Here is an 11,882-nt window from a genome sequence, read left to right on the forward strand (position 1 = left end):
CCGGGGCCGCCAACGGGGAGTGCCGGGGCCGCCGGGGATGGGCCCGCGCCCGTCGCCGGGGGTCAGTCCGCAGTCGTCGCCCGGGGTGCGTCGTGGTCGCCGGTGGCGGGCGGCACCGCGGCCGACGGGGGCGGCCCGACGCCGCCGCGGTCAGCCGCGGGCCCGGGCGGCCCGTCGCGCTGCTCCGGCTCCGGCCGCCCTCCCGGTAGGCGGCCACCACCGCGGCCGCGGTGGTGGCACCCCGGCCACCGTGCGCAGCGCGACCCCCGTCGCGTCCGTGAACGCGGCCACCTGCGCCGGATCCTGCGGGCTCCCGTGGAACCGCGACGCCAGCACCGTGCCCACCACCGCCACTCCGGCCGGGTCCGCGCAGCCCGGACGCCGTACGCACTGACCCGAACGCCGACCCGTCCGGGGGAGCGGAGGGCGTTCGCGCGGCTGCCCGGCGCGCGCCGGGGCACGATACGCACGCGTCCCATCCCGCCCCGGAAGGCAGACCATGCGGTTCCAGTACGACACCATCGGCGAGCGCTTCGTGGAGTCCAAGACCACGGCGGCGTTCTCGGCGGCCGACACCCACACCCTGCTCGGTGCGCTCGACGCGCTCGGCGGGGTCCGCGGGCTCGACACCCTCGACCTGGCCTGCGGATTCGGGCACAACACCCGGCTTCTGGCCCGCGGCGGAGCCCGCCGGACCGTCGGCGTCGACATCTCCGAGGAGATGATCCGCCTGGCCCGCACGCACGACACCGCCGCCATCGAGTACGTCGTCGCCGACGCCGCGGAGCTGCCGCAGATGGGCCCCTTCGACCTGGCCACGGCCGTGCACCTGTTCAACCACGCACCCGACCGGCACGCCCTGCACGCGATGTTCCGCTCCATCCGCGCCAACCTGCGCGAAGGCGGCCGCCTGCTGGCCATCGTCCTCAACGCGGGCGCGTACCCGCACGTCGACTGGTCGCCGTACGGCGTCAGGATCGTCGAGCGCCTGCCGGAAGGCGACGCACCGCTGCTGAAGGCACAGCTCCTCACCGAGCCGTCCACCGACTTCGAGTACCGGGAATGGGCCCACTCCGACTTCGCCGAAGCGGCCGTGGAGGCAGGGTTCCACACCGTCGCCTGGCAGCCCAACCGCACCCCGCCCGCGGACGCCGCCCGCGACGAGGCCTACTGGACCGGGTACCGGGCCTGGCCCATCAGCTCCCTCATGACCTGCACGGCATGACGGCACGAGGGGCAACGCCCGCCCGCAGGCCCGTCAAGGCCCGTCAAGGCCCGTCACACCCCGGGAAGCACCACGGGAGGCAGCACCGGAAGGCACCACCGGGCCGCCGCGCACCGGGCGCCGACGGTCACTCCTCCGTCGACGCCGCCCTGATCAGCTCCACGATCCGGTCCCGGGCGGCGCGCCCCTCCGGCACCGGGAGCAGCGGGTACACGTGCGGAAGCCCGGGCTCCTCGTGGAACTCCACCTCCGCGCCCGCCCCGCGCGCCCTGCGCAGCAGCTCACGGCTGTCCGGGCTCAGGACGTCCCGGGTGCCCGTGAACACCGTCATCGGCGCGAGCCCCGCGAAGGAGCCGTGCAGCGGGCTCACCCGCGGGTCGTCCGCCGCCAGGGTGCCCGCGTACAACCGGCCGGCCTCCAGCAGCCCCGGCCGGGCCAGCACCGGGTCGTCGGCCTCCAGGGCCGCCTGGTCCGGGTGGCTCATGGTCAGGTCCAGCCAGGGCGAGATCAGCACGATCCGGGACGGCTGGGCCCCCGTACGGTCGCGCAGCCGCTGCGCGGCCGCCAGCGCCAGCCCGGCCCCCGCGGAATCCCCGATGAGCACCGTGCCGCCGTCCCCGCCGCCCTCGATCAGGCCGCTGAGCAGGTCCGCGGCCACCGGAACCGTGCGGTCCGCGGTGCCCCGCGGAGCGAGTATGTACGCCGGCACGACCACCCGGGCCTGCGCCTGCGTCACCAGCGTCCGGATCATCGCCCAGTGCGGCCGGACCAGCTCGTGGATGTAGCCGCCGCCGTGCACGTACAGCACCCGGGCTGCCGGCTCCGCCCCGCGCGGCGACACGTCGTACACCGGCCACGCCCCGACGAAGGTGCGCGACACCTCCGCGACGCGACCCAGCGACCGCGGCGGCAGGTGCGACGCCGGCCGGCGGGCCGACTCGGCCACCCGTGCGTGCACCGCCTCCGCGCTCGCGAACCGTCTTCGCCGCCCCGCCGCGATCAGCGCGACCGACAGCGCCCTGCTGCGCAGACTCGGCACGCTCGGCACCTCCCCGTTCCCTTCCCCGACCGATGGCCCATGCCCAGGCCACAGCCCTGTACGGAAGGAGCATAGGCGGGAAGCCGGGCTCGTGAAGCTGGGCTGTCGACCCGCTTAAGAAATCCTCGATGGACCGATCACCGCCCGGTCGGCAGATTGGTCCCATCAACTCGCCGCACCAGTCACTGTGGTTGCGGTGCCCCCTGCACATGCCTGGAGCCACACCATGAAGGCGCTCGTCAAGCACAAAGCCGAACCCGGTCTGTGGCTGATGGACGTACCGGAGCCGGAGTACGGCGCCGGCGACGTGCTGATCAAGGTGCTGCGCACCGGCATCTGCGGCACCGACCTGCACATCCGCTCCTGGGACGGCTGGGCGCAGGGCGCCGTCAAGACCCCGCTCGTCCTCGGCCACGAGTTCGTGGGCGAGGTCGCCGCGGTCGGCGCCGACGTCCACGACATCGAGATCGGCGCGCTCGTCAGCGGCGAGGGCCACCTCGTCTGCGGCAAGTGCCGCAACTGCCTGGCCGGCCGCCGCCACCTGTGCCGCAGCACCGTCGGCCTCGGCGTCGGGCGCGACGGCGCCTTCGCCGAGTACGTGGTCCTGCCCGCGCAGAACGTGTGGGTGCACCGCACCACCGTCGACCTGGACGTCGCCGCGATCTTCGACCCGTTCGGCAACGCCGTCCACACGGCCCTGTCCTTCCCGCTGGTCGGCGAGGACGTGCTGATCACGGGCGCGGGCCCGATCGGCATCATGGCGGCGGCCGTCGCCCGGCACGCCGGCGCCCGCAGCGTCGTCATCACCGACGTCAGCCCGGAGCGCCTCGAGATCGCCCGCAAGGCGGGCGCCACCCTCGCGCTCGACGTCTCGAAGGCGACGATCGCCGACGCGCAGGCGCAGCTGGGGCTGCGCGAGGGCTTCGACGTCGGCCTGGAGATGTCGGGCCGCCCCGAGGCGATGCGCGACATGATCGACAACATGACGCACGGCGGCAAGATCGCCATGCTCGGTCTGCCCGCGCAGGAGTTCCCGGTCGACTGGGCGAAGATCGTCACCTCGATGATCACCATCAAGGGCATCTACGGCCGCGAGATGTTCGAGACCTGGTACGCCATGACGGTGCTGCTGGAGGGCGGGCTCGACCTCAGCCCGGTCATCACCGGCCGCTACTCGCACCGCGACTTCGAAGCCGCGTTCGACGAGGCGGCCACGGCCCGCAGTGGCAAGATCATCCTGGACTGGACGGCCTGACGGGCCTGACGGGCCTGACGGGGCCGATGAGGTTGACGGGCCGCGTGGGCCTGGTGGTCCTGACCGGCCTCATGGCCTGATGGGCCTCATGGCCTGATGGGCCTCATGGCCTGATGGGCCTCATGCCCTGACGGGCCTGGTCTGACGGCCTGACCGGCCGGACGGGTGTCCGGGTGGGCTCGGATTCGGGTGCGCCCGACTCCGTGGCCCGGGGCGAGCCGGATCCCGCAGACCGTCGTTCTTCCTTCGTAGACCATTTCCTCCGGCCGGGCCCCGCCCACCCTCCCCCTCCGCGGGGCCCGGCCCCCCTTTCTTCGTCTCCCTCCGCCGCACGAGGAGAAAGAGAGCACCGCAGCATGTTCGAGACCGTCCGCGACGACCTTCGCGCCACCCTCGACGAGATCCGCTCCGCCGGCCTGCACAAGCCCGAGCGCGTCATCGGCACCCCGCAGAGCGCGGCCGTCGCCGTGACCGCCGGCGGCACCCCCGGCGAGGTACTCAACTTCTGCGCCAACAACTACCTCGGCCTCGCCGACCACCCCGAGGTCGTCGCCGCCGCCAAGGACGCCCTCGACCGCTGGGGCTACGGCATGGCCTCCGTCCGCTTCATCTGCGGCACGCAGGAGGTGCACAAGGAGCTGGAGGCGCGCCTGTCCGCGTTCCTCGGCCAGGAGGACACGATCCTCTACTCCTCCTGCTTCGACGCCAACGGCGGCGTCTTCGAGACCCTCCTCGGCGCCGAGGACGCGGTCATCTCCGACGCCCTCAACCACGCCTCCATCATCGACGGCATCCGCCTCTCCAAGGCCCGCCGCTTCCGCTACGCCAACCGCGACATGGCCGAGCTCGAAGCGCGCCTGAAGGAGGCCACGGAGGGCGGCGCCCGCCGCAAGCTGATCGTCACCGACGGCGTCTTCTCCATGGACGGCTACGTCGCCCCCCTCAGCGAGATCTGCGACCTCGCCGACCGCTACGACGCCATGGTCATGGTCGACGACTCGCACGCGGTGGGCTTCGTCGGCCCCGGCGGCCGCGGCACCCCCGAGCTGCACGGCGTCATGGACCGCGTCGACATCATCACCGGCACCCTCGGCAAGGCCCTCGGCGGCGCGTCCGGCGGCTACGTCGCGGCCCGCACCGAGATCGTCGAGCTGCTGCGCCAGCGCTCCCGCCCGTACCTCTTCTCGAACTCCCTCGCCCCGGTCATCGCGGCCGCCTCCCTCAAGGTCCTCGACCTGCTGGAGTCGGCGGGCGACCTGCGCGAGCGCCTCGCCGCCAACACCGCCCTCTTCCGCACGAAGATGACCGAGGCCGGATTCGAGATCCTCCCCGGCGACCACGCCATCGCCCCCGTGATGATCGGCGACGCGGCGGAGGCGGGCCGCATGGCCGAGCTGCTCCTCGAACGCGGCGTGTACGTGATCGGCTTCTCGTACCCGGTCGTGCCCATGGGCCAGGCCCGGATCCGCGTCCAGCTGTCGGCCGCCCACTCCACGGCCGACGTGGAGCGCGCCATCGCAGCATTCGTCGACGCCCGGGCGGCACTCGCCGCTGACCAGGGCTGACATCATGGAGGGGTGATCGACCCCCGCCGGCTGCGCATCCTGCGAGCCGTGGCGGACCACCGTACGGTGACCGCCGCGGCCGCAGCCCTGTACCTCACCCCCTCCGCCGTCTCCCAGCAGCTCGCGGCGCTGGAACAGGAAACCGGGCACGCCCTCCTGACCCGCAGCGGGCGGGGCGTCCGGCTGACCGCGGCCGGCGAGATCCTGCTCGGGCACGCCCACGAGGTCCTGGCACAGCTGGAACGCGCCGAAGCCGAGCTCGCCGCCTACGCGGGAGGGACCGCCGGCGACGTCACCGTGGCCGCCTTCGCCACGGGCATCGCCGAGGTGCTCGCCCCCGCCATCGCCGGCCTCGCCCGCTCGCACCCCGGCATCCGGCTGCGCGTGCGGGACGCGGAGGGCGACGAGAGCCTGCCGATGCTGCTCGACGGCGAAGCCGACCTCGCGCTGGCCGTCGAGTACCGGGGCGCCCCGGGCGCCGACGACGGCCGCCTGTCCGTCCTGCCGCTGTACGCCGAACCCTTCGACGCGGTGCTCCCGTCGGGGCACCCCCTGGCCGACCTGCCCGAGGTGGCGCTGGCGGACCTGTCGGGCTCGGACTGGGTGGGGCAGTATCCGGGGAACCCGTGCCACGACGTGACCCTGCTGGCGTGCGAGCTGGCCGGGTTCCAGCCCCGGTTCCGGCACTCGTCCGACGACTTCCGCGCCGTGACGGCGCTGGTGGGCGCGGGCGTGGGGGTGGCCCTGGTCCCGCGTTCGGCGCTGCGGGGCATGGACCTCAAGGAGGTCCAGGTCCGCCCGGTCGCCGGCCCCGCGGCAACCCGCCGCGTCTTCGCCGCCACCCGCCGCGGAGCCGAAACCCACCCCCTGATCGCCCCGGTCCTGGCGGCCCTGTCACAGGAGGCGGAGCGGCTGCCGACGCACTAGGTGGCCGGAGGAGAGCCGGGGAAAGGCACGACGCCCGCACCTGGCGCCCGCCGGACGGCTGGGCGGGGGCTAAGGGGGGCGGGAGGCGATGCCCGGCGGAGGCGGCGGGCCAGGAGCCGCGGTGAGGGCGAGCGGGACACCCACACCCGGGGTCGGAGGAGCATCCGGGGGCTTCCCGGCAGCCCATTGTCCTTCCGGTGCGGGCCGGCCCGTCAAGGGCGCTCCTTCGTCGCGTCGCTTCGCGATGGCCTCCGGCCACCCTTGACAGACCGACCCACCCCGAAATGCCAAAGAGCTGCCGGGAAGCCCCCGAAGGATGGCCAGGGGGACCATTCCACACACGGCCCTCGCCAGAGCAGCCCGCCCCCGGCTCCGCCCCGCAGCATCCCAGGCACCCGGGACCGCCAGCTCCCCACCCCCGCCGGGCACGCGAGCACCAAAAGACGCCCCGAAGCCCGTATCCGAGCCCGGCGGGGGAGCGATGGGCACCCAACCGTCCGGAAATGTCGATGACAAGCCCATCCAGCCCCGACAAACGCCCCAGATCGCTACGCGCTTCTCGCGTCTCGGCGTCTGACGGCCGCCTGGGGCTGGTAGGCGCCCCAGATCGCTACGCGCTTCTCGCGTCTCGGCGGCTGGCGGCCGTCTGGGTTGGTGGGCGCGGCAGATCGCTACGCGCTTCTCGCGTTTCGGCGGCTGACGGCGGCCTGGGGCTGGTAGGCGCGGTAGATCGTTGCGTGCTCACCTTTTCACGGCGGCAGAGGGCCGTTGTGGGGGTGTGCGGTTGCTTTGGTTTGGCGGTCGACGGATCGTTGGGTGCCTCTTCGGGCGGTGGCGGTGATGTTGGCAGTGGGGACTGACGTGGTGGGTGGCGTCGGTACGGTCAGGACGGCGAGTGGCTGGGTGCGGCCTTCCACTCATCCGCCGTCATCCGCCAGACGACGTCAATTCCCACTTCGCCCGGGGTGACCGGCCCTTCGGGGAGCTGCACACGCTCGATTTCGGTGAATCCCAAGCGGCGGGCGATGGCTCCGCTGGCGGAGTTGGCGGCGTCGTGATGGATCTCGATGTGGTTGATGCCTGTCAGCTGGAAGCCCTGGCCGACGAGAGCGGCAGTCGCCTTGGTGGCGAGCCCACGTCCGGTCCACTGAGGATGAAGCCAGTAGCCGATGTCCAGGCCGTTCGTATGACGGCGCATCAGGCTACAGGCGCCGATGACCGCGTCATCCGACGTAATCGAATAACCGAAGGTCTGCCTGCTTGCCCACTCCTCCATGTTCCGGGTGAGAAAGCCGATCACGTGCGCCCGGTCCGCGTTGGCTGCCCAAGGCATCCACTGCGCCAAGTGGTCACGAGACTCATGGATCGCCCTTTCCAGGGTGTCCACATCGCTCATCCGCCACCGGCGCAGTCCAAATCCTTTGAAACCGAGGTCCTCGGCAGGTTCATCCATACACCGGATGCTCACCCAGCCAGTTCAGACCGACAACGCATTATCCGAGCGCGCCAGGTCCAACTCATTGTCAGTCTTCCATCGCACTGGACGACGTAATGACCTGACATGTCTCATCACCTCAGACGGCCGCCAGCCGCCGAGACGTGAGGAGCGTGTAGCGATCTGGGGCGCCTACCAGCCCCGGACGGCCGTCGGTCGCCGAGACGTGAGGAGCGTGTAGCGATCTGCCGCGCCTACCAGCCCCGGACGGCCGTCGGTCGCCGAGACGCGAGGAGCGTGTAGCGATCTGCCGCGCCTACCAGCCCCAGGCGGCCGTCAGACGCCGAGATGCGAGAAGCGCGTAGCGATCTGGGGCGTTGGCGGGGGCTGGATGGGCTTCTCCTCAACATTTTCGGAGGGTTGGGCGCCCATCGCCCCCGCGGGGCTCGAATACGGGCTTGGGGAGCTGCCTTTGGTGCTCGCGTGCCCGGCGGGGGTCGGGAGCTGGCGGTCCCGGGTGCCTGGGATGCTGTGGGGCGGAGCCGGGGGCGGGCTGCTCTGGCGGGGGCCGCTTCTGGTTGTCGTGCCCCCTGGCCATCCTTCGGGGGCTTCCCGGCAGCTCTTTGGCATTTCGGGGTGGGTCGGTCTGTCAAGGGTGGCCGGAGGCCATCGCGCAGCGACGCGACGAAGGAGCGCCCTTGACGGGCCGGCCCGCACCGGAAGGACAATGGGCTGCCGGGAAGCCCCCGGATGCTCCTCCGACCCTGGTCGGGCGTCATCCCGTCTTCCCCTACCCCGACCGGCAGTTCGAAGCCTCCGGTCCGCCGGTCCTCCGACCCCCCGCCCCCGCCCCCGCCCCCGCTCGACCCCCTCACACCCGCCGGACCTCCACTCCCGCCGCCTCGAAGGACCTCGCCACCGGGTCCGGGAGGCCCCTGTCCGTGACCAGGGTGTGGACCGATTCCGCGGGGCAGATGTGGGCGAAGGCGCGGGCTCCGAGTTTGCTGGAGTCGGCCGCGATGACCACGCGGCGGGCGCGTTCGCACAGGAGGCGGTTCATGGCCGCCTCGTCCTCGTGGCGGGTCGCCGCGCCGTCGGCCGGGTCGAAGGCGTCGACGCCGACGATCGCGGTGTCCACGGTGAGCTGGCCCAGCACCTGCTGGGCCAGCGGGCCGGTCAGCTCGTACGACTGGGCGCGAGCGACCCCGCCCGTCAGGACGATCTTGAACTGTGGTCTGATGACGAGCTCCCCCGCGATGTTCAGGGCGTTGGTCACCACCGTCAGGGCAGGACCTGGCGTCGACGCGCCCGACGCCAGGTCCTGCCGGCCCGCCAGGGCCCGGGCCACCTCCGTGGTGGTGGTGCCGCCGGTCAGGCCGATGACCTCGCCCGGCGTGACCAGGGCGGCCACCGCCTCGCTGATGCGGTGTTTCTCGGCGGCCCGGCGGGAGGTGCGGTAGCGGAGCGGGAGTTCGTACGAGACCCCGTGCACCACCGCTCCTCCGCGGGTCCGGACCAGCAGCTGTTGTTCGGCCAACTGGTCGAGGTCGCGGCGGATCGTCGCCGCGGAGACGGCGAGGGTCTGCGCCGCCGGCTCCACCTCCAGCTCGCCCCGCTCCACCAGCAGGTCCAGCAGTCTCTGCCAGCGTTCCTTGCGGGTCATGGCCCCCATGGCGTCCGCCCCCTCCGCTCTCAGCACACCGATCGGCCACGACACTAACCCACCCGATCACCCCCGAGATGCTTGAAGTTGCGCGAAAACGACCGCTACCTTGCAGAAATCCGCAATGCAAGGCCAGGGAGCCGTCATGAGCCAGAGCCACATCGCGTACGAGTTGGGCACACAGCCTGAGTGCTGGGAGCGGGCCGCCGAACTGGCCCCGGCCCGGCGGGCCGTGCTCCCGCAGCCGGGGGAGCGCACCGCGATCGTCGGGTGCGGGACCTCGTACTACATGGCGCAGGCGGCCGCCGTGCTGCGCGAGGAGGCCGGCGAGGGGGAGACCGACGCGTTCCCCGCCTCGGAGTTCCCGTCGCACCGCCGCTACGACCGCGTCGTCGCCCTGACCCGGTCCGGCACCACCACCGAGGTGCTGGACCTGCTCGCCGGGCTGCGGGACGCGGGCGTGCCGACGACCGCGGTGGTCGGGGATCCGGCGACCCCGGTGATGGGGCTCGCCGACGAGCTGGTCGTCCTGGACTTCGCGGACGAGCAGTCGGTCGTGCAGACCCGGTTCGCCACCACCGCCCTGACCCTCCTGCGCGCCCACGTCGGACGCCACACGCCCGCCGTGGTCGCCGACGTCCGGACCGCCCTCGCCGCACCGCTGCCCGAACAGCTGGCCGACCGCCGCCAGTTCACGTTCCTCGGTCGCGGCTGGAGCATCGGGCTGGCCCACGAGGCCGCACTGAAGATGCGCGAGGCGTCCCTCTCCTGGGCCGAGTCCTACCCGGCGATGGAGTACCGGCACGGCCCCATCAGCATCACCGGCCCCGACACCGTCACCTGGTGTCTGGGGGAGGCCCCCGACGGGCTCGCCGAGCAGGTCCGGGCCGCCGGGGGCGCGTGGGTGCCGGCCGGGCGGCTCGACCCGCTGGCCGAGCTGGTACGGGTCCACCGGCTGGCCCTGGCCGTCGCTGCCCACCGGGAGCTGGATCCGGACCGGCCGAGGAACCTCACCCGCTCGGTGGTCCTCACCGCGGGCGAGGAGGCGGTCCGATGAGCCTGGCCGCCGCCGGTGAGCTCGTCGTGGAGGCGGCAGCCGCCGGGCGGGCCGTCGCCGCGTTCAACATCATCACGCTGGAGCACGCCGAGGCCGTCGTCGCCGGCGCGGAACGGGCGGGCGTGCCCGTCATCCTCCAACTGAGCGAGAACGCGGTGAAGTTCCGCGGCGGCGCGCTGCTGCCGATCTCGCGGGCCGCCGCCGCCTGCGCGGAGGCGGCGGCGGTTCCGGTCGGGTTGCACCTGGACCACGTCAAGAGCCCCGACCTGCTCCGGCAGGCGGTCGACGCCGGCTTCAGCTCGGTGATGTACGACGCGGCGCAGCTGCCGTACGCGGAGAACCTGGAGGCGACCCGCTCGGCCACCGACTGGGCGCACGCCAACGGTCTGTGGGTGGAGGCCGAGTTGGGGGAGGTGGGCGGCAAGAACGGGGAGGCGCCGCCGGACCCGCACGCGCCGGGCGCCCGTACCGACCCGGACGAGGCGCGGCGGTTCGTCGCCGATTCCGGTGTGGACGCCCTCGCGGTGGCGATCGGCAGCACCCACGCCATGACCAGCCGTACCGCCTTCCTCGACCACGCACTGCTGGCCCGGCTGGCCAGGACGGTGGGCGTGCCGCTGGTGCTGCACGGCTCGTCGGGGCTGCCGGACGCGGAGCTGGCGGCCGCGGTGGCGGGCGGCATCCGGAAGGTCAACATCGGTACGGCGCTGAACGTGGCGATGACCGACGCCATCCGGACCCACCTCACGCCGGCGGACCCGCGCCCGTACCTGACGGCGGCCCGTACGGCGATGGCGGCGACGGCCGTGGTGATGATCGGCGCGCTGGGCCGCGGTCCCGCTGGTGCCTGAACGGTGCCGCCGCCCGCCAGCCCGGCTCAGCGCGGCCGTACCAGCCGGGCCCGGTGGCAGGTGATGGCGTGCCAGCGGGCCCGGTCCGGGGTGGTGCCCCGGGCGAGGGTCCGCCGGGCCTCGACGGCCGTGACGTGCCGGTCGTCGGCGAGGCACATGACGAGGAACAGGGTCGTGTCCTGCGGTCCGACGGTTTCGAGGTAGTACCAGTCGGCGCGGACGGTCCGCCCGCCGGAGAGGAACGGGCGCTGCAGGAAGTCCTGGACGTCCAGCGGGAAGTGGCCGAGGACGTGCTGGGCTTCCGCGGGGTCGAGCGCGAGCCGTTCCACCGGCGCCCCGGGCCGGCCGGGGGCGGCGGGGCCACCGGCCGCGGCGGGACCCTCGGCAGCCGCGGCCGTGTCCGGGCCCCCGCCGAAGGACCGGCTCCGCAGTGTCCCGGGCTCCAGCCGCACCCGCTCGCCCCGGAAGTCCCGGGCCGGCCCCTCTGACGGCGCCGGCCGGACCCGGCAGAGCCCCCGGTCGCCGAGCACCACGGCGAAGGGGGCGCCGTCCTCGGTGAGGTGGGCCCACCAGAGCAGGACCGTGCCGGCCTTCTCCAGGGTCCTGCCCCGTACGTCGGCCGGCAGCCGCTCCCAGCAGGCCTCCCGGTCGGGCAGGGTCGGGTCGACGGGCAGCGGCCCCGGCTCGTGGATCTGCGTCAGCCCTTCGGGCCGTTCGGCCCGGGCGGGGCTCCGGTCCTCCTGCGGCCGCCGTCCGGGCAACCGGTCCGCGCCGTCCGTGCGGCGCGGCTCCGGCATCCGGTCCCGTCCGGCGAACTCGCGCCGCCACGCCTCGACGTCCCTGTCCATGCCCCTGAGCCCTCCGG

10 protein-coding genes are annotated in these 11,882 nt (G+C 73.4%); 6 read left to right on the top strand and 4 right to left on the bottom strand.

Annotation, left to right across the window (positions count from 1 at the left end; translation table 11 throughout):
• Positions 1 to 499 precede the first annotated feature (499 nt).
• The gene (locus ACZ4VL_RS01960; RefSeq protein WP_468194445.1) at positions 500 to 1,225 is read left to right on the top strand and encodes a class I SAM-dependent methyltransferase; all 726 of its coding nucleotides are present in this window, start codon (positions 500 to 502) and stop codon (positions 1,223 to 1,225) included.
• Positions 1,226 to 1,352: 127 nt separating this feature from the next.
• On the opposite strand, the gene ACZ4VL_RS01965 is transcribed toward ACZ4VL_RS01960, so the two are convergent.
• Positions 1,353 to 2,264, bottom strand: a complete 912-nt coding sequence (locus ACZ4VL_RS01965) for an alpha/beta hydrolase fold domain-containing protein (RefSeq protein ID WP_468194449.1) — start codon at positions 2,262 to 2,264, stop codon at positions 1,353 to 1,355.
• A gap of 226 nt (positions 2,265 to 2,490) precedes the next feature.
• On the opposite strand from ACZ4VL_RS01965, the gene tdh reads away from it, so the two are divergent.
• The 3 genes from tdh (at position 2,491) to ACZ4VL_RS01980 (ending at position 6,011) form a co-directional block, all read left to right on the top strand.
• On the top strand, positions 2,491 to 3,519 hold the full coding sequence (gene tdh, locus ACZ4VL_RS01970; protein WP_468194750.1) for an L-threonine 3-dehydrogenase: 1,029 nt from the start codon (positions 2,491 to 2,493) through the stop codon (positions 3,517 to 3,519).
• Positions 3,520 to 3,875: 356 nt separating this feature from the next.
• Positions 3,876 to 5,084 (top strand): glycine C-acetyltransferase, encoded by a 1,209-nt coding sequence (locus tag ACZ4VL_RS01975; RefSeq protein ID WP_468194452.1) that lies wholly within the window; start codon positions 3,876 to 3,878, stop codon positions 5,082 to 5,084.
• 12 nt (positions 5,085 to 5,096) lie between these two features.
• Positions 5,097 to 6,011, top strand: a complete 915-nt coding sequence (locus ACZ4VL_RS01980; RefSeq protein WP_404232966.1) for a LysR family transcriptional regulator — start codon at positions 5,097 to 5,099, stop codon at positions 6,009 to 6,011.
• Positions 6,012 to 6,894: 883 nt separating this feature from the next.
• Here the strand turns inward: ACZ4VL_RS01980 and ACZ4VL_RS01985 are convergent.
• Positions 6,895 to 7,464, bottom strand: coding sequence for a GNAT family N-acetyltransferase (locus tag ACZ4VL_RS01985; protein WP_468194456.1), 570 nt, complete (start codon positions 7,462 to 7,464; stop codon positions 6,895 to 6,897).
• An 853-nt stretch (positions 7,465 to 8,317) separates the two neighbouring features.
• Entirely contained in the window at positions 8,318 to 9,109 is a 792-nt protein-coding gene (locus ACZ4VL_RS01990; protein ID WP_468194459.1) for a DeoR/GlpR family DNA-binding transcription regulator, read from the bottom strand.
• 145 nt (positions 9,110 to 9,254) lie between these two features.
• Here ACZ4VL_RS01990 and ACZ4VL_RS01995 point away from each other — a divergent pair, with 145 nt between their 5' ends.
• On the top strand, positions 9,255 to 10,166 hold the full coding sequence (locus tag ACZ4VL_RS01995; RefSeq protein WP_468194462.1) for an SIS domain-containing protein: 912 nt from the start codon (positions 9,255 to 9,257) through the stop codon (positions 10,164 to 10,166).
• The gene (locus tag ACZ4VL_RS02000; protein ID WP_468194465.1) at positions 10,163 to 11,017 is read left to right on the top strand and encodes a class II fructose-bisphosphate aldolase; all 855 of its coding nucleotides are present in this window, start codon (positions 10,163 to 10,165) and stop codon (positions 11,015 to 11,017) included. Before ACZ4VL_RS01995 ends, ACZ4VL_RS02000 begins: the two co-directional genes overlap by 4 nt.
• A gap of 26 nt (positions 11,018 to 11,043) precedes the next feature.
• On the opposite strand, the gene ACZ4VL_RS02005 is transcribed toward ACZ4VL_RS02000, so the two are convergent.
• Positions 11,044 to 11,865: a hypothetical protein gene (locus tag ACZ4VL_RS02005; protein WP_468194467.1), complete on the bottom strand. Its 822-nt coding sequence runs from the start codon at positions 11,863 to 11,865 to the stop codon at positions 11,044 to 11,046.
• Positions 11,866 to 11,882: the final 17 nt, after the last annotated feature.

The organism is Streptomyces sp. NPDC029014, from assembly GCF_055564695.1.

Bases quoted from the DNA above. Each gene is read 5' to 3' on its own strand.
- ACZ4VL_RS01985 (WP_468194456.1), bottom strand. From the start codon at position 7,464: ATGGATGAACCTGCCGAGGACCTCGGTTTCAAAGGATTTGGACTGCGC.
- tdh (WP_468194750.1), top strand. From the start codon at position 2,491: ATGAAGGCGCTCGTCAAGCACAAAGCCGAACCCGGTCTGTGGCTGATG.
- ACZ4VL_RS01995 (WP_468194462.1), top strand. From the start codon at position 9,255: ATGAGCCAGAGCCACATCGCGTACGAGTTGGGCACACAGCCTGAGTGC.
- ACZ4VL_RS02000 (WP_468194465.1), top strand. From the start codon at position 10,163: ATGAGCCTGGCCGCCGCCGGTGAGCTCGTCGTGGAGGCGGCAGCCGCC.
- ACZ4VL_RS02005 (WP_468194467.1), bottom strand. From the start codon at position 11,865: ATGGACAGGGACGTCGAGGCGTGGCGGCGCGAGTTCGCCGGACGGGAC.
- ACZ4VL_RS01975 (WP_468194452.1), top strand. From the start codon at position 3,876: ATGTTCGAGACCGTCCGCGACGACCTTCGCGCCACCCTCGACGAGATC.
- ACZ4VL_RS01990 (WP_468194459.1), bottom strand. From the start codon at position 9,109: ATGACCCGCAAGGAACGCTGGCAGAGACTGCTGGACCTGCTGGTGGAG.
- ACZ4VL_RS01960 (WP_468194445.1), top strand. From the start codon at position 500: ATGCGGTTCCAGTACGACACCATCGGCGAGCGCTTCGTGGAGTCCAAG.